The organism is Raineyella sp. W15-4 (assembly GCF_033170155.1).
In the GTDB taxonomy this organism is placed as follows: Bacteria; Actinomycetota; Actinomycetes; order Propionibacteriales; family Propionibacteriaceae; genus Raineyella.
Genome location: NZ_CP137079.1, coordinates 1,046,236 through 1,067,844, shown reverse-complemented (window position 1 = coordinate 1,067,844; position 21,609 = coordinate 1,046,236). Strand labels below are relative to the sequence as shown.

At 70.9% G+C, this 21,609-nt stretch carries 19 protein-coding genes; 3 read left to right on the top strand and 16 right to left on the bottom strand.

Annotated elements, in window-relative coordinates:
• Window positions 1–17 precede the first annotated feature (17 nt).
• Window positions 18–1,619 (bottom strand): molybdopterin-dependent oxidoreductase, encoded by a 1,602-nt coding sequence (locus R0145_RS04935; RefSeq protein ID WP_317839303.1) that lies wholly within the window; start codon window positions 1,617–1,619, stop codon window positions 18–20.
• A gap of 255 nt (window positions 1,620–1,874) precedes the next feature.
• Here R0145_RS04935 and R0145_RS04930 point away from each other — a divergent pair, with 255 nt between their 5' ends.
• A complete protein-coding gene (locus R0145_RS04930) occupies window positions 1,875–2,876 on the top strand; it encodes a patatin-like phospholipase family protein (protein ID WP_317839301.1) in 1,002 nt (333 codons plus the stop codon).
• Between the two features lie 563 nt (window positions 2,877–3,439).
• Window positions 3,440–4,063: a LysE family translocator gene (locus tag R0145_RS04925; protein WP_317839300.1), complete on the top strand. Its 624-nt coding sequence runs from the start codon at window positions 3,440–3,442 to the stop codon at window positions 4,061–4,063.
• Window positions 4,064–4,087: 24 nt separating this feature from the next.
• Here R0145_RS04925 and R0145_RS04920 read toward each other — a convergent pair whose 3' ends face one another.
• Together R0145_RS04920 and R0145_RS04915 are read right to left on the bottom strand one after the other, a co-directional pair.
• Window positions 4,088–4,330: a HypC/HybG/HupF family hydrogenase formation chaperone gene (locus R0145_RS04920; protein ID WP_317839299.1), complete on the bottom strand. Its 243-nt coding sequence runs from the start codon at window positions 4,328–4,330 to the stop codon at window positions 4,088–4,090.
• Between the two features lies 1 nt (window position 4,331).
• Window positions 4,332–5,672, bottom strand: coding sequence for a nickel-dependent hydrogenase large subunit (locus tag R0145_RS04915; protein WP_317839297.1), 1,341 nt, complete (start codon window positions 5,670–5,672; stop codon window positions 4,332–4,334).
• A gap of 37 nt (window positions 5,673–5,709) precedes the next feature.
• Here R0145_RS04915 and R0145_RS04910 point away from each other — a divergent pair, with 37 nt between their 5' ends.
• On the top strand, window positions 5,710–6,156 hold the full coding sequence (locus R0145_RS04910) for a hydrogenase maturation nickel metallochaperone HypA (RefSeq protein WP_317839296.1): 447 nt from the start codon (window positions 5,710–5,712) through the stop codon (window positions 6,154–6,156).
• On the opposite strand, the gene R0145_RS04905 is transcribed toward R0145_RS04910, so the two are convergent.
• The 13 genes from R0145_RS04905 to R0145_RS04845 form a co-directional block, all read right to left on the bottom strand.
• Window positions 6,150–7,292 (bottom strand): acyl-CoA dehydrogenase family protein, encoded by a 1,143-nt coding sequence (locus R0145_RS04905; protein ID WP_317839295.1) that lies wholly within the window; start codon window positions 7,290–7,292, stop codon window positions 6,150–6,152. The two genes, R0145_RS04910 and R0145_RS04905, sit on opposite strands and share 7 nt — an antisense overlap.
• 23 nt (window positions 7,293–7,315) lie before the next feature.
• On the bottom strand, window positions 7,316–8,221 hold the full coding sequence (locus R0145_RS04900) for a cytochrome b/b6 domain-containing protein (RefSeq protein WP_317839294.1): 906 nt from the start codon (window positions 8,219–8,221) through the stop codon (window positions 7,316–7,318).
• Window positions 8,218–9,198, bottom strand: a complete 981-nt coding sequence (locus tag R0145_RS04895; protein ID WP_317839293.1) for an electron transfer flavoprotein subunit alpha/FixB family protein — start codon at window positions 9,196–9,198, stop codon at window positions 8,218–8,220. The genes R0145_RS04900 and R0145_RS04895 overlap by 4 nt, the downstream gene beginning before the upstream one ends.
• A gap of 12 nt (window positions 9,199–9,210) precedes the next feature.
• Window positions 9,211–9,975 (bottom strand): electron transfer flavoprotein subunit beta/FixA family protein, encoded by a 765-nt coding sequence (locus R0145_RS04890; protein ID WP_317839292.1) that lies wholly within the window; start codon window positions 9,973–9,975, stop codon window positions 9,211–9,213.
• A complete protein-coding gene (locus tag R0145_RS04885) occupies window positions 9,968–10,921 on the bottom strand; it encodes an electron transfer flavoprotein subunit alpha/FixB family protein (protein ID WP_317839291.1) in 954 nt (317 codons plus the stop codon). The genes R0145_RS04890 and R0145_RS04885 overlap by 8 nt, the downstream gene beginning before the upstream one ends.
• Entirely contained in the window at window positions 10,921–11,688 is a 768-nt protein-coding gene (locus R0145_RS04880) for a hypothetical protein (RefSeq protein ID WP_317839290.1), read from the bottom strand. Before R0145_RS04880 ends, R0145_RS04885 begins: the two co-directional genes overlap by 1 nt.
• Window positions 11,685–13,436 (bottom strand): AMP-binding protein, encoded by a 1,752-nt coding sequence (locus tag R0145_RS04875; RefSeq protein WP_317839289.1) that lies wholly within the window; start codon window positions 13,434–13,436, stop codon window positions 11,685–11,687. The genes R0145_RS04880 and R0145_RS04875 overlap by 4 nt, the downstream gene beginning before the upstream one ends.
• A 7-nt stretch (window positions 13,437–13,443) precedes the next feature.
• Window positions 13,444–14,727, bottom strand: coding sequence for a CynX/NimT family MFS transporter (locus R0145_RS04870; protein WP_317839288.1), 1,284 nt, complete (start codon window positions 14,725–14,727; stop codon window positions 13,444–13,446).
• Between the two features lie 49 nt (window positions 14,728–14,776).
• On the bottom strand, window positions 14,777–16,105 hold the full coding sequence (locus R0145_RS04865; RefSeq protein WP_317839287.1) for a CaiB/BaiF CoA-transferase family protein: 1,329 nt from the start codon (window positions 16,103–16,105) through the stop codon (window positions 14,777–14,779).
• On the bottom strand, window positions 16,102–17,121 hold the full coding sequence (locus R0145_RS04860) for an NUDIX hydrolase (protein ID WP_317839286.1): 1,020 nt from the start codon (window positions 17,119–17,121) through the stop codon (window positions 16,102–16,104). Before R0145_RS04860 ends, R0145_RS04865 begins: the two co-directional genes overlap by 4 nt.
• A 6-nt stretch (window positions 17,122–17,127) precedes the next feature.
• Window positions 17,128–18,297 (bottom strand): acyl-CoA dehydrogenase family protein, encoded by a 1,170-nt coding sequence (locus R0145_RS04855; RefSeq protein WP_317839285.1) that lies wholly within the window; start codon window positions 18,295–18,297, stop codon window positions 17,128–17,130.
• A 127-nt stretch (window positions 18,298–18,424) separates the two neighbouring features.
• Complete coding sequence (locus tag R0145_RS04850) at window positions 18,425–20,503, bottom strand: FAD-dependent oxidoreductase (protein WP_317839284.1); 2,079 nt, start codon at window positions 20,501–20,503, stop codon at window positions 18,425–18,427.
• A gap of 75 nt (window positions 20,504–20,578) precedes the next feature.
• Window positions 20,579–21,454: an enoyl-CoA hydratase/isomerase family protein gene (locus R0145_RS04845; protein ID WP_317839283.1), complete on the bottom strand. Its 876-nt coding sequence runs from the start codon at window positions 21,452–21,454 to the stop codon at window positions 20,579–20,581.
• Between the last annotated feature and the right edge of the window lie 155 nt (window positions 21,455–21,609).

The following is a 21,609-nucleotide window of genomic DNA, read 5'->3' as shown; positions in this document are numbered from 1 at the left end:
CCGAGGTCAACCCGAGGTCAACCGCGAACGGCCACGGTGGCCACCGGGTAGCCAGTGGCGCCGTCGGGCAGCACGTCGGCGACCTCCGCGGTCTGCACCTGCCCGGAGTCGTCGTAGGCCCGGGCCTTCAGCGTGTGCTGGCCGGGCGTCGCCTGCCACGGCAGGTACCACTGGCGCCAGTAGTCGAGCCCGACGTCCGGCCCGAGGGTCGCCGGCTGCCAGGGGCCGTCGTCCACCTGCACCTCGACCCGGCCGACCCCCCGGTGGGTGGCCCAGGCCACCCCGGCGATCGGCACCGGCCCGGCGGCGACCGTGCCCGACGGGGTGTCGATCCGGGCGGCGGTCTTCACCGGGGCCTGGGCCGCCCAGCCGCGCGCGGTCCAGTAGGCGGTGTCCGCGGCGAAGGTCGTCACCGTGAGCTCGGTGAGCCATTTCGTGGCCCCGACGTAGCCGTAGAGGCCGGGGGTGAGCAGCCGGGCCGGCGCCCCGTGGGTGGCGGTGAGCGGACGGCCGTCCATGCCGAGGGCGATCATCGCGTCCCGGCCGTCCAGCAGCACTGCCAAGGGGGTCGAAGCGGTGAAGCCGTCGACCGATCGGCTGAGCACCATGTCGGCGCCGGGTTCCGGGTCGGCGCGCCGAATCAGGTCTGCGACCAGGACACCGGTCCAGCGGGTACTGCCGACGTACGGGCCGCCGACCGGGTTGGAGACGCAGGTCAGGGTGATGTCGCGCTCGACCATCGGCATCGCCAGCAGGTCGGCCATCGTGAGGGTGTACGAGTGGGCGACCCGGCCACCGATGCTGAGCCGCCAGGTGGTCGGGTCGGGCCGCGGAACGGACAGCGCGGTGTCGACCCGGTAGAAGTCGCCGATCGGGGTGACCAGGGGGCTCACGCCGGGCACACTCGCCTCCAGACCGGCCGGTACGGCGGGCGGCGGGGAGGCGACCGGGGGCAGCGTCACCGCGGAGACCGGCGCGAGGGCCGTGCCGGCACCGCCGGGGCCCGCCACCCGGGACCCCACCCAGCCGATCAGCCCGGCCGCGGCCACGACCCCGGCGGACTCGACGAACAGGGTGCGCCGATCGATGGCCAGCGGGCGGGCCTCCACCGGGGTGAGGTCCAGGGTGGTCCCGCCGTGGCCGGGGGTAGCCTCACCGGGCTCCGGAGCGACCCGGACCGCCGGGATCGCTCGCCGTGGGCCGTACGCCCAGCGCAACTGGACGACGAGAGCCGCTCCACCGATCAGCCCGGCCACCACTCCGGGCAGCGCGTACGCCACCTGTGCGCCGGGACGGGTCAGCGCGGCCGCGATCAGCACGACGCCCAGACCGCCGACCAGGAGCAGCGCCGACCTGAGGGAGCGTCGTCCCCACGCCCCGGCCGCGCCGGCCAGGACGGCGGCGACCAGCACGATCACGCTGGTGAGCACCACCTTGTCCGTCGCACCGAAGGTGCGGATCGCGAACTCCCGCAGTGCCGTCGGGGTGAGGTCGATGACCGCGCCACCGAGGGCAACGAGGGGCGAGGCGGCGGGAAAAGTCAGCGCCGCGACCAGGTGTCCCGCGGCGACACCGAGCCCGGCGGAGGTCACGCCGACGAGGGCGGCGAGCCTGTCCATGGCAACCAGGGTACGACTGCGTGACGTACGCCACAATGAGAGCGTCCGGCGCCGCCCTTCCACCGGCCAATCACAGCACTCACCGCGGCGGACAGCTCGGCGCATACCGCACCGGACAGCCCGGGCCCACACCTCGGCGGACAGCTCGGGCCCACACCTCCTTGACCACATCAGGCCCGAGTGTGACTCTTGTCACAAGCGGTGGCTGTCCGGCCCTCGGGCACCCGCGCGAGGCAAGACGCCACGGGAGACGACATGCCCGAAGCTGATCTGGTCATGCAGGGCGGGGGCGTCAAAGGCATCGCCCTGGTCGGCGCCGTGGAGGTACTGGAAGAACGCGGCTACACCTTCCACCGGGTCGCCGGCACCTCGGCCGGGGCGATCGCCGCGTCGTTGGTCGCGGCCGGTATCCCGGCCACACGGATGGTCGAGATCCTCAAGACCGCCGACTACCGGAGGTTCCAGGACGGCAGCTGGTGGGACGACACCCTGATCGGCAAGGTCATCGACCTGGTCACCCGCAACGGGATCTACCACGGGGAGTACCTGCGCCGGTGGCTCGGCGAACAGCTCAGGACGTACGGCGCGTACGGCCGGACCGGCACCTTCGCCGATCTCGCCTATCAGGATCCGGATCCGGAGCACCATCCGCTGCCCCCGGAGCGGCGGTTCCGGCTGATCGTGGCGACCTCCGACATCAGTGCCGGCCGGCTGCGCTACCTTCCCTGGGACTACCGCGACTTCGGTCGCGACCCGTCCGCCGAGTCGGTCGCCGACGCCGTCCGGACCTCGATGTCGATCCCCTTCTTCTACCGACCGGTGCGCTGGACGACGCCCGGTGGCCGACGGACCTGGTTCGTGGACGGGGGCATGCTGTCGAACTTTCCCGTCGACGTGTTCGACGCGCCCCCGGGCGTCACCCCACGGTGGCCGACCTTCGGGATCATGCTGGGCTCCCGGCCCGATGCCACCCTGGGCGTCGCCAACCCGGTCAGAGGGACGCTCAGCTTCGGGTTCGCGCTGCTCCGGACGATGATGGGCTTCTACGACCGGATGCACATCGACGAGGACGGCACCATCGACCGGACCATCTTCATCGACACCGGCAAGATCCGGACCACTCAATTCGACCTGTCCGACGAGGACCGGGACATGCTGTACCGCAACGGCCGCACGGCGGCCGAGCAGTTCCTCGACGGGACGGCCGATCGCCCGGGCTGGGACTTCGCGGCGTACGTCGCCAAGTACCGCAGCTGATCACGGGAAGCGCAGCGGACCGGAAGAGCCGGCTCGGGCCCCACGCCCGCGAGCTCAGCCGCAACCCTCACCCACCCAGCCGCTGCCCTTTCCAGAGTCTGTTGTCGTCGGCAGGTTTCACCAGGGGGGGTGACGTTCGCTCCAACCAGGCACCAACCTCGACGCCGGCTCGTTCCCCGCCGTTCCGCGGGATCAGCGTGAATCCGGCCGACAGGCTGCGCTTTTCGGGTGGGAGAAGTGTCATCCCCCGGGTGCATCTCTTGCTCGAACACACTCCCTGCGTTCGGTGGGCACATGCCGCAGAACGTCGTCCCGCTGATCAGCGCCACGGCGGGCACATGCCGGGACGATACGGGCCGGGACGACACGGGCCGGGACGAGGGAACACCGCCGAGCATCCGGTCCCCCTTCCCCCCGAGGGGGCGTTCGTCCGGCCGCTTATGCTGAAGCTCCTGTCGTCGCGGGCGAACCGCACCCGGGGCGACCGCAGTGGAGGCAGACCCCCACGCGGAGGCAGACCGCAGAGAACACCGGGGACCAGAGAACATCGGAGGGACGGGCCCATGACCCTGCACGGCTACCTGGCGTTTCTGACCGTCGCTGTCGTGGTGGCGTTGGTGCCCGGCCCGGACTTCGCCGTCGTGTCCGCCAACACTCTCGCGGGCGGCCGGCGCCGCGGCTGGGCCACCGCGCTGGGCGTGGCCGGCGCCTGTGCCGTCCAGGGAGTCGCGGCCGCCGCCGGGCTCGGAGCGTTCGTCCTCCGCTCCCAGCCCGTGTTCCTGACGATCAAGTGGGCCGGCGTCGCCTATCTCGCCTACCTGGCCGCCCTGTCGCTGCGGTCCTCCTGGCGTGGGACCTACCGGCCGATGGTCGCCGGACGGGCCGAGGCCGACCCGGCCCGCGGCCTCCGGCAGGGATTCCTGTCGAACATCACTAACCCGAAGGTCCTGGTCTTCTACCTGGCGATCCTGCCCCAGTTCATCGGACCGGGCAGCGGCGGGCTCGCTCTGGCCGGGCTGGCCCTCACCCACGCCGCCATCGCCCTGCTGTGGCTCGGCCTGCTGGTCACCCTGATGCACCGCGCCTCCGGCTGGCTGGCCCGCCGCCGCGTCCGGAGGTGGCTGGACGCGATCACCGGCACCGTCCTGGGCGGATTCAGCGTCGCGCTGGCCGTCGAGAAGTCGTAGCGTACGCCCCTCCCCGCACCGGGTTCAGAGGTCCTCCGGGGCGTCCAGCACGCCCAGCTCGGCGAACGCGCTCAGCGACAGGGCGGCCGACTCCGGATCCAGCAGATCGATGGCGAAGCCGTTCTGCACCAGGACGAAGTCGCCGACCTGCGCCTCGGGAACGTACGCCAGGCAGCAGGACACCTCCCGGTCACCGACCCGGACGTCACCCATCGGCAGCACGCCAGGGGTGATCCGGACGATTCTGGACGGTACGGAGACACACACGCTACTGCCCTCCTGAGGGGTCGGGTACCTGGTCCGGCGGGTCGTACGGTGCATCGGGCACTGTTTCCTCGACCACCAGACCCATCGCACCGACGGGCGCCGAGGAGCAGGGCAGACACGGGTCGGCCTCACGGATGGCGTCCTCCAGCTCGACGATCGGGCCGGTCTGCCCCCGGCCGGATTCGCCGGCCGGATGACCCGGGTCGTGACCGGTGTCGATCGCGCGGCGCAGCAACTGGGCCAGCCAGTACTCGTTCTGTGCCGTGGGGGTCAGTACGGTGGCCGAACTGACCCGGCCGTCGGCGGCCACCTGGTAGCGGTGCACCAGCAGACCACGGGGCCCGTCCACCCAGCCGATGCCGACACCCGGGCCGGTCCGGTCCGGCGGGTCGATGCGGACCCGTCGATCGAGCAGTTCCGGGCGGGCCAGCAGCGCGGCGATCGCCTCCACCGAGTGGACGGTGACGACCGTACGGGCGGCGGCCGCGTGCCCGCCCCGACGTGACCAGTCGGCCTGCAGCGCGGCGGCCTGCGGGGTGCCGAGCCCGCCGATACGCAACTGCGCGACCGGCCCGACCCGGTACCGGCCGTGCTCCGGGCCCAGAGCCAGCAGGTAGGGCCGGGGGGCGGGATCGCCGGGCACCGACTCGGCGACCAGCCTGTCCCACTCCGCTGCCACGGCTGCGTCGATGACCACGCGACCGTCGGCGGCCACCGCCCGCAGCCGGGTGCCGAACAGGTCCGGCCGGCCCTTCTCGTCGATCAGCGCGACGTCCGCGCCGGTGAAGGCGTCGACCGGGCCGGGGACGGGCAGCGTACGCTCCGCGATCCGGACGGCGGCGGCCAGCGCGGCGGGCACCAGAGTGAGACAGCGGTCGCGTGCCTCGGCGTCGACCGGTACGGCGACACCGCCCGGCACTGCGGTGACCGGGAAGTGGCCGGGTGATCCCACCGCCACCGTCACCTCCTTGGCGAACCGCCGCAGGGTCACCGCGTCGTCGCGGCTGGTGGTGACGGCCCGGACGGCGTGGGTGGCGATCGCAGAGGCGTGGTGCAGCAGCCGGCGGGAGAGGTCGGCGGCGGTGGGGAGAGCGACCCCACCGGACAGGGACTCCAGGGCCCGGATCCCGGCCAGGTGGTGCGCCGCGGGGCAGACTCCGCACAGCCGTTCGACCAGGGACGGCACCTCGGCGACCGGATGGCCGGTGAGCAGCGCGTCGACCCGGGGCAGCCCGGCAAGGTCGAACCTCGCCTCCCGTATGGTCCCGTCGGGGGCACGGTCCACCACGACCTTCGCCCCGAACGGGTCGATGATCTCGTCGAGCACCCACCGCTGCACCATGACCTCCGACCTCCCGGACAAGTGACACGATAGAGCCGTGCACGAACTGGGACTGCTCCGTTCAGTGGCCGAGGCGGTCGACACCGCCGCCGCCCGGGCCGGCGCCGCCGGGGTGCAGGCGGTGGGGCTGCGGGTCGGGACGCTCAGCGGTGTCACTCCCGAGGCCTTGGTCGGGGCCTGGCCGATCGCGGTGGCCGGCACCGCCGTGGCAGGGGCACGGTTGGAGCTGGAGGTGGTGCCGGCGACGGTGTGGTGCCCCGCGTGCGGGAGCGACCAGCCGATCGACGAGTTCTTCGCACTGACCTGCCCGGTGTGCGGCACACCGACCGGCACCCTGACCCACGGACGGGAGTTCGAGGTGACCTGGGCCGATCTCGACCTTCCCGGAACGACGGACGCCGTGACGACCGACGGCGAAGCCGAGAGAGCGGCCGGGGACGAAGCCGAGAGAGCGGGGGCGGGCAGGGATCCGGGGCCTCAGTGATGCCGTCGGGCGATGTCCCGCCCGATGAGATCCTTCATCACCTCGGTGGCACCGGCGTAGATGGTCTGGACCCGGCTGTCGCGGAAGGCCCGCGCGATCGGGTACTCCTCCATGAAGCCGTAGCCGCCGAAGAGCTGCAGCAGTCCCGACACCGCCGCGACGGCCTGCTCACCGGCCCACCACTTGGCCTTCGCGGCCTCCACCGGGGAGAGGGTGCCGTCGTCGAGCCGGTCCACGCAGCGTTCGAGGTAGCTGCGGGTCACGTCCAGTCCGGTCTCGATCTCGGCGAGGGTGAACCGGGTGTTCTGGAAGTCCCCGATCCGTTGTCCGAAGGCCCGGCGAGCGAAGACGTGGTTCTCGGTCCACCGCAGCGCACCCGCCGCCTCCGCCCAACTGATCGCGGCCTGGGCGAGCCGCTGCCGGGGCAGCAGGCGCCGCAGGATCGCCAGGCCGTCGCCCACCTCGCCCAGCACGTTCCCGGCCGGCACCCGGCAGTCGGTGAGGAACACCTCGACGGTGTCCTGGGCGCGCAGGCCGAGCTTGTCGAGATGGTGACCGCGATCGATGCCGGGGGTGTCCCCGTCCAGCGCGAACAGCGTGAGGCTCTTCCCGCCGTCGGTGCTGGCGGCGACCACCAGGACCTCCGCGAGCGACCCGTTCGACACGAAGGCCTTCTGCCCGTCGAGCACCCAGTCGTCGCCGGCCGCGACGGCTCTGGTCCGGATCGCGCGCAGGTCGGAGCCGGCACCGGGCTCGGTCAGCGCGATCGCCCCGATGGATGCCCCCGTCGCCATCCGCGGGAGCCACCGCCGGCGCAACTCCTCCGAGCCGTGCCCCTGGATCGCGGGCAGCACCAGGTCGTCGTGGGCGGCGAACCCCGTGTTGAGGGCCGCGGCGCCGGCGAATCCGAGCTCCTCGATCACCACCAGGCGGAACCGCCAGTCGCGCAGACCCATCCCGCCGTGCTCCGGGCCGACCTCCAGGCCGAGCAGACCGCGCTGTGCGGCCGCCCGCCATACCGCGGGATCGACCTGACCGGCGGCCTCCCACCGGGCGTAGTGCGGCATCACCTCGCGGTCGACGAAGTCTCGGACGATCTCGCGATAGTCGTCCTGTTCCGGCTCGAAGAATGGCATGGCGACGACCTCCGGTGATCGGACTAACGGGTGACCCGGCCGGTGAGCCCGGCCAGGGCACGCAGAATGGCGGGACGCGCCGCCGCGATCGCCGCGGCGGTGAGGACGAGGACGCCGGCCAGCACGAGCACGCCGAGCGGCGAGTCGTCGTTGCGGGCGGCGAACATGTGGTCGAGGGCCCGGACGGCGCCGGTGGCGGCCACCAGCCCGATGTGGACGACGGCGAAGACGATGAACAGGACCATCACCACGGTGTGCACCACCCTGGAGCGTTCGACGGTGAACCACCGGTTGATCGGTGCCCGCGCCGGCCACAGCAGTGACATCCGCAGTCCGGTGACCGCCGCGAGCGGCGCCAGCACGAAGACCACGCCGAAGTAGCACAGCATCTGCAGGGCGTTGTAGGCCACCCAGCCGTCGTGGGGCGGCCAGTGCAGCGACAGATACTGCAGCGCGGCCGACAGCGCGTTCGGGAAGACGTCCCAGCTCGTCGGGACCAGCCGCACCCACCGGCCGCTCACGACCATCAGCACGACGAACACCGCGCCGGCGACCAGCCACAGCAGATCGAGCGCGACGTGGAACCACTGCTCGACCGTGACCGGTTCCCCGCTCCGCCGACGGGTGGGCGGCGACCAGTGCCCGATGGGCCGCCCGATCCTGCGCAGCGCCAGGCCCGACCGGACGATCTGTGCCAGGCAGAACACATTGAGGGCATGCAGGGCGGCGACCCAGACCGGAGTCCCCGGGTACGACGCCCCCGTCGCCACGCCGGGATAGCGCGCCACGAAGGCCGCCACCGCCGGCCGGCTCCACGCCCAGCGTGCCGACAGCACCGCGAGCACCAGCACCGCGGCGGCGAGGCAGGCCAGCGTGACGGCCCGGAGGACCGTGCCGTGCCGGCCCCGTCGTATCGTCAGGCCGGTCATCGGGCACCGTCGCGGCGGCTGCGGAGCGCCTCGATCAGGGCCGGGACCACAGTGGTCACATCACCGACCACCCCGAAGTCGGCGATGTCGAAGATCGGGGCGGCCGGGTCGAGGTCGACCGCCACCACGGTCCCCGCCCCGGACATCCCGGCCAGGTGCTGCATCGCGCCCGAGATCCCCAGCGCAAGGTAGAGGTCCGGGGAGACGGTCGTCCCGGACTGACCCACCTGGGCGGAACGGGGCGCGAGACCGGCATCCACGGCGGCTCGGGACGCCCCCACGGCAGCACCCAGCTCGTCGGCGAGCCGCTCGACGAGCGAGAACCCCCCGGCGGACGCCATCCCCCGGCCTCCGGCGACGACGGTGGACGCCGACCGCAGAGCGGGACGCGACGTCACCCCGGCGTACGGGGCGACCCCCTGCACCTCCTCGATGAGTCGGGGGTCGGGATCGATCCGCACCCGGGTGACCCGGGGCTGCGCGGGGGGCAGCACCTCGGGCAGCGAGCCCGGACGTACGGTGATCACCGCCGGGCCCGACAGCACCGCGGCGACGGTGGTCCAGCCGCCGCCGAGCACGGCCTGGGTGGTCCGGATCTCCGGGCCGCCGACGAGGTCGACCACGTCGGTCAGCAGACCGCCGTCGAGCCCCAACGCGACGTGGGCGGCGACCTCACGGCCGCAGCGGGTGTGCGGAAGGACGACGGCCCTGGGAGGAGTGGCGGCGTCGGCCGCGGCCGCCAGAAGGGCCGCCGCGGCAGGAACCGCGGTCGCCGGTGTCGCCAGCGGATGGTGGGCGATGACCACGTCGGTGGCCCCCACCTGGCCCAGCCGGGCCAGCACCGGGGCGGGATCGCCGTCGGTGGCCACCACGGCGATCGGCTCCCCCAGACGCGTGGCGCCGGCGACCACCTCGGCGGCGTCGGCGGTCACCTGGCCGCGCTCGTCGAGTTCGATGAAAGCGAAGGCGGTTGCCACGGAACTCTCCCCTCAGATCAGCCGGCGCTCGGCCAGGAACGCCGTCAGCGTCCCGGCGGCGGTGCCGTCGTCGGTCACCTTCACCCCTGCCGCCCGCCCGGGACGGTGCTGCACCGAGAGGACGACCGTCCGCGGATCTGCATCGACGATCCCCAGCTCCGCCAGGCTCCGCGTCGCCAGGTGCTTGCGTCGGGCTCCGAGCACGCCACGCAGGGACGGCAGCCGGCCCTCGGGCAGCTGGTCGGTGACGGTGACGATCGCCGGGAGCGCGACGCGCAGGCGGACGGTCCCGGCATCGGCCAGACGGGTGCCGGTGACCTCGTGCTCGGTCAGCTGCACGGAGGCCAGGTCGGACAGCAGCGGCAGCCCCAGCAGGTGCGCGAGCAGCGCGGGGAGCACCCCGCCCGCACCGTCGCTCGACGCCTGCCCCGCCACGATCAGGTCCGGTTGCTCGATGCGCAGCGCCGCCGCCAGGGCCTGTGCGGTCCGGATCTGGTCGGCGCCGGCGAGGCGGTCGTCGCAGAGGTGGACCCCCCGGTCGGCGCCCATCGCGAGGGCCGATCGTACGGCGTCGCGGGCGCCGGGAGGTCCCATCGTCATCGCCACCACCTCGACCGCACCGGTCGTGTCGCGATGGCTGAGCACCACCTCCAGGGCGCGTTCACCGATCTCGTCGAGCACCTGCTTGCCGGCCGAGCGCACCAGCCGGCCGTGCGGGTCGAGCCCCCGCGGTGCATCGCTGTCCGGGACCTGCTTGACCAGGACGACGCTACGCATGAGCGCTCCTCCTTCCGGCCGACGTCAGCTGACGGATCAGCGCAGGGACGATGGCGTGCAGGTCTCCGATGACGGTGAGGTCGGCGCCGGTCACCACGGGCGCCCGGGCGTCGGTGTTGACCGCAACGATCAGTCCGGCGTCACGGACGCCGATCATGTGCTGGATCTCACCGGAGATGCCGAGCATCAGGTAGAGCTTCGGGGCGATCCGGCGGCCGGAGACCCCCAGATACCGGTCGCGCGGCAACCAACCGAGGTCTTCCGCGACGGGACGGCTGCAGGCGATCTCCGCCCCGAGCGCCTCGGCGAGGCATTCGATCTCGGCGAGACGGGCCGGGTCGCCGAGTCCGCGGCCCACCCCGATGACGCGGTCGGCGCTGGCGAGGTCCCGGTCGAGGTGCGGCGCCACCGGGTCGATCGGACAGGTGACGAACAGCGGGTCCGCCTGGATGCGTCGCACCTCGACAGGATCATGCACGGCGTACGGTGCCCGTCGGGTGCCTCCCTCGACGACGAGGCACACCGGCCCCGCCACCGCGTCGTGTTCCACGGCGATCCCGCCGTACACCAACCGGGTCGCCTCGACACCGGCTTCGGTGATCCGCAGGTCCTGCACCGGGGCGAGCACCGGGGCCCGCAGTCGGGCCGCCACTGCGCCCAGGATGATGCGGGAAGCGGCATCATTGCCCGCCAGAGTGACGATCGCGCCCTCGCCGGCCAGCTGGTCGGCGACGGCGGACGACCACGCCTCGGCCGGGACGTCCCGCGTGGTGGGGAACCAGTCCACCCGGTCGGCCCTCGGCGCGACGTACTGGGCCAGGTCGCGCGACCCGATCACGGCGGCGGCCACCGGCCCTCCGAGGCCGCGGGCCGTGCCCAGCAGGTCACCCAGGGCAGCGTCCTCGGCCACCACGAGCCAGCTTCCGGTCATCACGGCACCAGTCATCACAGCACTCCTCTGGTCGCCAACTCGTCGAGGAGGTCGGCGGCCGCCCGGTCCGGGTCGGCGCCGTCGATCACCCGGCCCTGGCGGTTCCCGGTCTCGATCCCGGCCCGGCCGCGCACGGTGACGGGACCGATCCGGGCGGCCCCCAGTGCGTCGGGCGTGACCGTACGCGACGGCTTGTGCGCCGCGGCCAGGATGTCCTGCAACCCCATCGGGCGCGGGGTCCGCGACGCGACCGAGACCGCCAGGACGGCCGGGACGTCGATGCGGTACCGGCGAGCGGCGCCATGGGCCTCACTGACCGCCCAGAGCGCTGAGCCGTCGTACCCGGCGTCCATCACCTCGTCGAGCACCGGCCAGGCCAGTGCCCCGCCCAGGCAGGGCCCGAACATCCGGGTGCCGGAGTCGGAGGCGGCGCTGCCGATCACCACCGCCCAGGCATCCCCGATCGACCGGACGGCGGCGGCCATCGCCGCGGCTGCCTCCGCGGTGCCCGGCGCCTCGGTGGTCCGGACCACCAGGGCCTCGTCGAGGCCGCGGGCCAGTCCCGCGCTCGCGGCCTGGGGAGCCGCGGTGAGCGCGTCCCCGACGGTCACGCCGACCAGGCGGTCCTCCGTCGCCTCCGCGAGACCCCGCGCGAAGGCGATCGCCACCCGCTCGCTGTCCCCGACGACGCGGTGCACGCCCGGCCAGGTCACGGTCCCGTCCGCCTCGACGGTCGCCTCCTTCGGCGGCGCCACCCAGAGATAGCCCACGACCACGGTCATCGCTCCTCCTGAGGGCGGTCGCCGCGTGCGGCGGCTTCCTGCGCGACGAGGGCGGCGATCCGGGCCCGCAGCAGGCCCTTGCAGACCTTGCCGGTGGGCGTGATCGGCAGGGCATCGACGTTCTCCACCCGTTCGGGGGTCTTGAACCGCGCGACCTCCATCAACGTGAAGAAGGCCCGGACGCCGTCCAGGGTGAGCGGGTCCGCCCCGGCCCGTGGGACCACGAACGCGCAGGCGGACTCGCCCAGCCTCGGGTGCGGCATCGCGACGACGGCGACGTCCCGGACGGCCGGGTGTTGCAGCAGGATCTCCTCGACCTCGCGGGCCGAGATGTTCTCTCCTCCGCGCAGGATGGTGTCCTTGATCCGGCCGGTGACCCGGATGTATCCGTCGGCGTCCATCACGGCGAGGTCGCCCGAGTAGTACCACCCGTCGTCGTCCAGCACCGAGGCCGTCCGCTCCGGGTCGCGCAGGTAGCCGACGAACACGGCCGGACCGCGCGAGGCCTCCTCGCCCTCGGTTCCCGGCGGCAGCGTTTCGTGGGTCTGGTGGTCCACGATCCGGATCCGTGTTCCGGGAACGGCGCGACCGTCGGAGTGGATGACCCGGTCCAGAGGATCGCTGGGGCGGGTCATGGTGTGCGGGGCGCTCTCGGTCGCCCCGTAGACGGCGTGGACCGGCACGCCCAGGTCCAGCGCCCGTTCGACCAGACCGGCCGGGACGGGCGCCCCACCGCAGCAGATCCGCCGCAGGCCCGGGTGGAACCCTCCCCGCTCCCGGGCCGCCTCGACGATGTCATCGACGATCGTGGTGGAACCCATCAGGCAGGTCGCCTGCTCGGTGTTGATCAGCCGCAGGGCGTCGAGACCCCGGAACCTGTCCAGCAGGATGACGGTTCCCCGGAACATCAGCGGCATCGTCAGCCCGTGCAGGTACCCGGTGGCGTGCGCCAGCGGTGCCGGCATGAACATCCGCTCCCCCACGCGCAGCCCGAGGGCCTCGCCGAACCCTCGTTCGCTGGCCAGCACGTTGTTGTGGGTCAGCATCACCCCCTTCGGTTGTGTCTCGCTCCCCGAGGTGAAGAGCACGGCGACCACGGCGTTGCCTTTCCCCGGCGTGCACTCCGCCTCCGGGAGTGGGTCGCCGACCAGGGCCTCGTCCAGGGTGGCGAACGGGAGGTCGTCGGGCGTCCTCGGGCCGACCGTCAGGACGGTCCGCAGCCAGGGAGCGGCCGCGGCGAGCCGTCGGGCGTCCTCGCGATGGTCGATCGACCGGAACCGGGTCACCACGACCAGGGCCTTCGCACAGCTCTGATCGAGCAGGTAACGGAGTTCGCGGTAGCCGTACTGCGGGAGAGTCGGGTTGATGATCGCCCCGAGCTTCAGGCAGGCGACGTTCACGACGAGGTACTCGGCCCAGTTCGGCAGCACCACGGACACGACGTCTCCCCGGCCGACCCCGACCGATCGCAGGAAGCCCGCCAGCCGGGCGGCCCGGTCGTCCGCCTGTCGGTAGCTGGCTCGGAAGCCCCGGGAGTCCACGACCACGTCCTGGTCGGGCGCCGATGCCAGGCAGGCTCGCCACAGGTCGTACACGCTGGCGTCGCTCCACAGCGACGCGGTGCGGTACTCGGCGTCGAGGGCCGGGCTGATCCTGGCGACGACGGCCTCGGCCGGCGGTCGCCGCCGCTCGCCGGTCGGCGATCGGCCGTCGACGGCGGCGGATCCGGAGGATGTTGTGCAGATCATGGTCAGGTCACTCGTTCCAGCGTGCCTGCAGTGATCCGGCCGAGCGGACGACGTAGCCGCAGGTCACCAGGACCACGCCGATCAGCGCCAGTCCCACCACGAACACCGCGGCGAATCCGAAGGTGCTGCCGAGGGAGGCCCAGAACACCGAGGCGAAGGCCGCAATGAGATTGAACACCATGCTCACCCGGGAGTAGATGATGGGGTACTCACGCACCCCGAAGACGGTCCGGGCGAGCACCGGCACCAGGACCAGGGCGGTGGCGTAGAAGAACCCGAAGATGAACGCGCCGGTGTAGAGCAGCGGCAGGGACCCCGCGCCGAGCCAGCACAACAGCACGCCGGCGACGGCGGCGGACACCGCGAAGAGCAGGGCGCCGCGGGGACTGCGGTCCGCAACGAGCCCGATGGTGACCTTGCCGATCGCCTGCCCGGTCATCATCAGCGTGGACATCACCCCACCGACGACGACCCTGTCCCAGGACACGCCGGTGAGGGACTTGGCATAGGCCGGGAACTGCATCGCGATCAGCACCGCGATGTTGATCACCCCGGCCCCCAGGCACAGGACGTAGAAGACCGGGCTGCGCATCGCCTGCGCGGCGGTGAGACCCCGGGCCGGCGGTGTCGTCCCGGTGGCCCGGAGGTCCGTCCCGTACGGCAGCAGGCCGACGTCCGAGGGGCGGTCCCGGACGGCGAACAGGGTGAAGGGCAGCGAGGTCAGCACGGCGATCAGCGCCCACAGCCGATAGAGGCCGTGGAAGTCCACCCCTGAGGTCGTCAGCACGGTGAACACCGCCGACCACAGCGCCCCGCCGACCCCGGTGAACGCCATGCAGATCCCGATGATCAGCCCGGCCTGTTTGGCGAACCACCGGTTGATCAGGGTGGGAACGGCGAGCCAGAGGATGAAGATCGTCCCCGAGCCCATCACGACACCGGCCAGGTAGAACAGCCAGATCGTGGTCGCGACACTCATGATCAGGAACCCGCCGGCGACCAGCAGGGCAGCCACCGAGAGCACCAGCCGTACGTCGGTGTTCTGCAGGATCTTGCCCGCGAGGGGCGACAACGCGGTCATCGTCAGGTACATGACGGTGACATAGCCGGCGAACTGCGCCTGCGTGACGCCGAGCTTCTCGGCGACCAGGGGCTGGAACAGCCCCCAGGTCGAGAAGGCCAGCGCCGAACAGCCGAGGGTGAGCATGCAGCCGGTGACGATGATCAGCAGGTGCCGGACGGACAGTCGCGTGGAGGGCGAGGCCGGTCTCGACACTGTCGGAGCACTCATGGTGCGACACTCCAGATTCTCATGGCGGGAGGGGATCAGATGGTCGGGATCAGGCGGTGACGGAGGGGCCAGGCGTCCGGGACGCCTCGCGGTCCAGTTGACGCCGGGAACGGAACACCCGGTCGGGCACCTCTTCGCCGTGCCAGGCGAAAACGGCGCCGCTGGCCTCGAGTCGGGCGATCTCCGGGTCGGTGTAGCCGAGCTTCTGCAGGTAGGCGACGGTGTGATAGCCGGTCGGCTTGGAGAGGAGCAGTGGCGGGTCGCCGTAACCGCCGAACCGGATCGGTGAGGTGACGATGGTGCGGGGTCCGTAGGCCTGGTACTCGATGGCCCGCAGCGCGTCGTTGTCGTACGCCTCGTCGTCGGTGAGGTTGTCCTCGTAGTGGAAGAGCGGCTGGTGCGGGACGTCGTGCTCGGTGAGGATGGCCGTCCACTCCGCCAATGACCGGGTCCGGAAGGCGCCTTCCAGGAGCAGGATGACCTGCGGTGCCTTCTCGCTGGCCTTGAGCGCGGGCAGACTGTTCATCGTCTCGTCGTCGGCGTGGTCGGCCAGGCCGAGGATCTCCATCATCGACCGGAAGTGCTTGTCGTACTGCGGCTGGCAGAGCAGCAGCCAGTTGCCGTCCGCGGTCTCGTAGGTGTTGTTGAACGGATTCGGCACCCGGGTGCGCGACTTGGGGTACGTCGCTCCCCACTGGGTGGCCGTGATGCCGATGGCCCCGCCCCACAGTGCGGTGTGGTAGAGGTTGCCGACGACCTTGTTGCCCTTGCCGGTACGGGTCCGGTCGAACAACGCTGCCAGGATGCCTCCGGCCATGATCATCGCGTGGTTGTAGTCGCCGAAGGCCTGCGGCGGGATCGCCGGTTCCCGGCCCGCCTCGGGGAACGACGCAGCCACACCGCCCCGGGCGGCCCAGGCCACCGCGTCGAAGCCGGGTGCGTCCCGGTTCGGCCCCCACTCGCCGTAGCCGCGGTTCTGTGCCCAGACGAGCCGCGGGAACTCCTCCGCCAGGGTCTCGTAGTCCAGACCGAGGCGCTCCAGCGCATGGCTGCGGAGGCTGGTCATGAAGACGTCGGCACGGGCCAGCAGCTGCCGCATCACCGTCATCCCGTCGGGATGTTTGAGGTTGAGCGACACCCAGTTCTTGTTGGTGTTGTTCAGATCCAGGGTGGGATCCTCGGTCGCGGTCTTGTCGACCCCGAATCCCGCCCCCTGGGTGCGCTGGGCGTCACCGTGCGGAGGCTCGATCTTGATCACCTCGGCCCCCATCTCGGCGAGGATACGGGCGGCGGCCGGCGCGGCCACCCACTCGCACAGCTCGACGATCGTCACACCGGCCAGCGGACCGAACCCGTTCAAACGGTCGGTGACTGTCATTGACTTGCCTCTTTCTTCGATGATGGATCGGGGCGGCGCCCGGATGCCCCGGTCAGTGCCGGGAGTCGGCAGGAGAGGACGACGCCGCCCTCCTGCCGCTCGCTGGGGACCAGCATCAGTCGGTCCAGGGCGCGCTCGGTGGTGAGGAACTGTTCGACCGAGCCGCTCTCGGCGAGTCGGGCGATGTTGTGGGCGGTCGGCGGGAAGAGCTGCACCTCGCCCCGGGCCGCGGCGTCGAGCACGGTCCGGGGCGAGGCCCAGCGGACGCTGACGGCCTCGGTGGTGACGGCGTTCGCCGTCTGGCCCTCGGGGGCGCGCGCGGCGAAGAAGTAGGTGTCGTAACGGCGCGGCTCGAACTCCGGGGTCAGCCAGTGGTCCCGCAGGCCCAGCAGATCGGAGCGCAGGACCAGGCCGTGCCGGAGCAGGACCTCGGCCATCGAGGTCCGGTGGGCCGCCAACCGGCTGATCTCCGCTCTCCAGTCGGCGGAGTCGACGTCCCGCACCACGTGGGTGGCGTCCACGCCGGCCAGCAGGACGCCGCTCTCCTCGAAGAGTTCCCGGGCGGCCGCGACGACGACCGCCCGCGCCCGGCCGGGGTCGCAGCCCAGCCGAGCCGCCCACTGGCGGGGGCTCGGGCCCGCCCACGGGATCCGCTCGTCGTCGCGCTGGTCCACCGCGCCCCCGGGAAACACCACGGCGCCGGGCGCGAAGGCCATGCTGGCCGACCGCTGCAGCAGGAACGTCTCCAGGTCCCCGCAGCTGCGACCGGAGCCTCTGGGCCGTACCAGGATGACCGTCGCGGCGAGCCGGGGCGTCACCACCGCGGCGTGGCCGGCCAGATAGCTGCGGGCGGCGGGCACCAGCGCGGGTGGGCAGGGCACTGTGAGCACGCCGTCAGGGGTCACCGCCCACCCGGGCAGCAGTCCTCGCTCGCGCGTCCCCGACGTGGCCCCGGCCGTCTCGTCGCGGCTGTCGGCCGTCTCGTCTCGGCTGTCCCTGAGCATCGTCTCGCCCACGCTTCCTCAGTAGTAGAAGCCGTTCTTGGCGTACTCCTTGAGGATCCCGCGGCCCGCGATGTGCACCATGATCTCGATGGTGCCGCCGCCGATCTGCATGCCACGGCAGTCCAGCATCAGTCGCGAGACGCGGGTCTGGTCGGTGAAGCCGAGCCCGCCGTAGAGCTGCAGGGCCTCGCTGCACACCTCGGTCAGGGACGGGGCGGCGTACCGCTTGAGCATGGCAGCGTCGTTGTTGACCGGCAGTCCGGTGTCCATCTTCCAGCAGGTCCGGTAGAGGAAGTTACGGGAGTTCGTCAGTTTGATCTGCATGTCCGTGACGTGTTCCTGGACCAGTTGGAAGGTCTTGATCCCCTGTTCGAACGCCTGCCGCTGATTGACCCACACCATCGCGTCGTCCATCGCGGCCTGCGCCTCGCCGAGCAGTTCCGCGATCAGGACGGCCCGTTCGAACTCGAAGTTCTTCATCAGGTTGTACAGACCCCGGCCGCGCTCGCCGAGCAGGGCGGACTCCTCGACGACCACGTCGTCGAAGTGCACCATGCAGAACGGTGCGATCTGCATGCCGATCTTGTTGAGCTTCTCGATCCGAACGCCCGGGCTGGCGGAGTCGACGAGCCACATCGACATGTTCTTGTTCTGCCGCGCCGGGTCGTCGTCCTTGGCCACCACGATCAGGCCCGGTGACCACTCGCCGTTGGTCACCCAGGTCTTGGTCCCGTGGATGTGGATCCTGCCGTCGGCGTCCCGGGTGGTGTAGGTGGTCATGCCCTGGTTGTCGGAGCCGGCGGTGGGCTCGGAGATCGCCAACGCGTACTTCGGGATCCCCTGCTCGAAGTAGTAGTCCATCGCGTCCCTGATCTGGTCGGGGTTGCCGAACTCGAGGATGTCGAAGTTGATCAGGGCGTTCGGCGCCATCGGGATGTTGCCGCCGCCGTGGCAGAGCTCCTCGATGGCCAGGCAGAGGGTGAGTTTGTCGCACGGCGTGCCGCCGTACTCCTCGGGGATGCCGAGTTTGCCGAACCCGGCGTCCACCCAGGACTTCGCGACCGCCTGGTCGATGCCGCGGTTGCGGTACCACTCCTGGATCTTGTCCTCGGGCATTTTCGTCCGACACCACTCGGCGATGCCCTGCTTCATCAGGACCTGTTCGTCGGTAAGGCTGAAATCCACCATCGAAATGTGCTCCTCGTGCGGAGATGGGATGTTGAGGCTGTCTGGAAATGAGTCGTACGGAGGGGGCGTACGGAGGGACGGCGTCGCCCGTACAGAGATGACCGGGGTGAGGTGCGAGTGGAGCGGCTCAGACCGCCATCGCGGCGCAGTACCCCTCGGAGATGGCTTCGAGGGTCCGCTTGACCTTGCCGGGCGGCGTGGTCGCGTCACCGATCAGGTGGACGTGGTCGAACGCCTCCCGCAGGTGCCGGTAGAGGCTGTCGTTGGTCTCGACGCCCAACGCGAGGATGACCGTGTCGACCTCGAGGTGGTCCTGCTGACCGGTCTCGACCTCCTCGACGAGGATGCCCTGAGCGGTGACCTCCAGCAGCCGAGTTCCGGGCCGGGTCTTGACGCCACCCTCGGCGAGGATGTTGAGCTCCGGCCGGCGATCGATGATGCCGATGCCGTTGCCCAGCTTCGGGCTCTCCTCGATGATCGTCACCTCACGGTCACGCATGATCGACATGGCGACCTCGCACCCGGCGAACCCGCCACCGATGACGGCGACCCGCTTCTTGATCATCAGCGACGTCCCCATCCCCCAGCGCATCAGTCCGGGGCTGGCGTGCATCATCCTCAGCCCGAGGCCGGCGGCGTTCCAGATCAGGCCGTGGCCGGCCGGGGTGTTGCCCTCGATGAGCTTCTTGAGGTCGCCGCTGGAGATGACGTTCTTGCGATCCAGGCCGCGGACGCCCTTCGGCGTGATCACCGAACCGCCCGGGGAGACGATGATCTCGTCCGGGTCGAACCGGCGGACGGCCTCGACGGTCGCTTCGGTGTTGAGGTGGACGTCGATGGGCAGCCGGGACATCTCGTTGCGGTACCAGGTCACCGTGGCCTGAAGGTTCTCGTTCAGGACCTGGGCCATCGTCAGCACCCCACCGAGCCGTCCGGTGCGCTCCAGCAGTGTGACCTGGTGGCCGCGCAGGGCCGCGACGCGAGCGGCCTCCATCCCACCGGGTCCGCCGCCGACGACGACCACCCGCTTGCGCTTCTCGATCGGCAGTGCCGCCGGGTTGGCACCGAAGCCCAGCTCGGGGTGCGCGACCTGCGCATTGACCGAGCACTGCACCGTCTTGCCGACGAAGATGTTGTCCAGACAGCGCGAGCAGACGATGCACTCCCGGATCCGTTCCGGGTGGCCCTGCTCGGCCTTGGCGGCGAACTCCGGATCGGCGATGAGCTGGCGGGCCATCCCGACCATGTCGGCGCAGCCGTCGGAGACGATCGACTCGCACCGGTCGATCGTGTTGATCCGGTAGGAGGCGATCACCGGCAGGTGGGTGATCTGCTTGCACTGCCGCGCCATGTCCACGAACGCCGCCTCGGGCACGAACTGGTTCACCAGCAGGCGGGGGGCCTCGTGGAAGCCGACCTGGATGCTCCAGGCGACCACGCCGTGGCGCTCGACGATCGGGATGATCTGCTGGGTGTCGGGGACGCGATTGCCGCCGGGCATGAAGTCGTCGGCGGAGATCCGCACCATCACCGGGTAGTCCTTGCCGCAGCGCCGGTGGATCTCGTCGATGATGTCGGTGAGCAGGCGGGTGCGCTTCTCGAGCGTGCCGCCGTACTCGTCGGTGCGCCGGTTGGAGAAGGACGAGAGGAAGCGCGACACCTGGTAGCCGATCCCGGCGTGCACCTCGATCATGTCGAGTCCGGCCTGCTGGGCCCGGACCGCCGCATCGCCGTACTGGCTGATCATCAGCTTGATCTCGTCGAGGCTCAGTTCCCGCAGGTGCTTGACGAACGGCCCGCCGGGGCCCTCGGACGGACCCACCGCCTCCAGCGGATGCGTCGCGTCAGCGCGCCATTCGTAGCAGATCTGCAGTTGCACGCAGGAGACCGAGCCGGCCGCCCGGATGGCGTCGGCGACCCGCCGCCATCCGTCGATGAACCGGTCGTCCCAGATGCCCGCCGCCTTGCCCGCCGTCGGGTATTGCGTCGTGCAACCGGACAGGTCACAGACGTACGCCGACCCGATGGCCGTCAGGCCGACACCGCCACGGGCCCGTTGCGCGTAGAAATCAACGAATTCGTCGGTGATCCGGTAGTCATCGACCAGTCCGGTGGTCATCGGCAGGAAAGCCACCCGATTCCTGACCCGGATCTTCCCCAATTGCAGGGGTGTGAAGATATGTGGATAAGTGGTGCTGTTGCTCATTTCCGACCTCCCGGCGGGAACACTCGGCACCGGGCCGGACGATCGACGATCACCTGCCCCGGCGTGAGCGAATGATTACTTGTTCTCGAAGACGATCGGTGAGCGATCGCGCATGCCGATCACGCCGTTGATGCCATCCTGGGTGTTCGCGGCCAGGACCTGATTGCGATTCTCCAGCTTGATCACGGCCTCGAAACTCGTCCCGTCGAGCGACGCCAGCAGCGCCTCCCGGGTCAGCCGCAGGCCGAACGGCGCGGTCCCGTCGGCGATCTCCTGGGCCAGCGCCAGTGCCTCGGGCAGCACCTGGTCGTCCGGCACCACGGCGGAGGCGAAGCCCCACTCGGCGAGTTGCCGGGCACCGAACCGCCGGCCGGTCATCAGGATCTCGGCGGCTCTGGCATAGCCGACGATCTTGGGCAGGTAGTAGGCGCCGCCCATGTCGGTGCCGGTGTAGCCGATGGTCAGGTAGCCGGCGTTCATCCGGAACGACTCGCCGAGGATCCGCAGGTCGCAGGAGCAGGCCAGCGACAGGCCTCCGCCGACGGCATAGCCCTTGAGCGCCCCGATCACGGGCTGCTCGAGCTTGCGCAGGTTCACGATCTGTTCCGAGCACATCCGCTGCATGACGTAGAAGTCGCGCTGGATGCGCCCCATGTCGTCCGGCGGGTCGAGGGCCAGGTCCTTGAGGTTGAAGCCGGCGCAGAACGAACGACCCTCGCCGGTGAGGACGATCGCCCGGCACCGGGTGTCCCAGCGGACCTTGGTCAGGAAGTCGTTGAACTCGCTCATCTGGGCGTACGACATCGCGTTCAGATTGCCCGGGTCGTTGAACGAGCACACGTAGACCGGCCCGTGCTCCTGGATGATCAACTTCTCGTACCCGGAATAGTCCAGGTCCGGCAGGTGATAGGCCTCGGTGACATCGGTCGTCACGTCGGATGGAACGTTCATTGCAAGCCTCTTCTCGTCACAGCACAATGGAAGAGGGCAAGGGCGCAGCAGCACAACGTCCGACGGATTCCGACGATCGTCAGCGATCATCGGAAACGTCGAAATCCCGTGACTTTCCAGGCGCACCGGCCACTTCCAGCAGCACCCCCATAGTG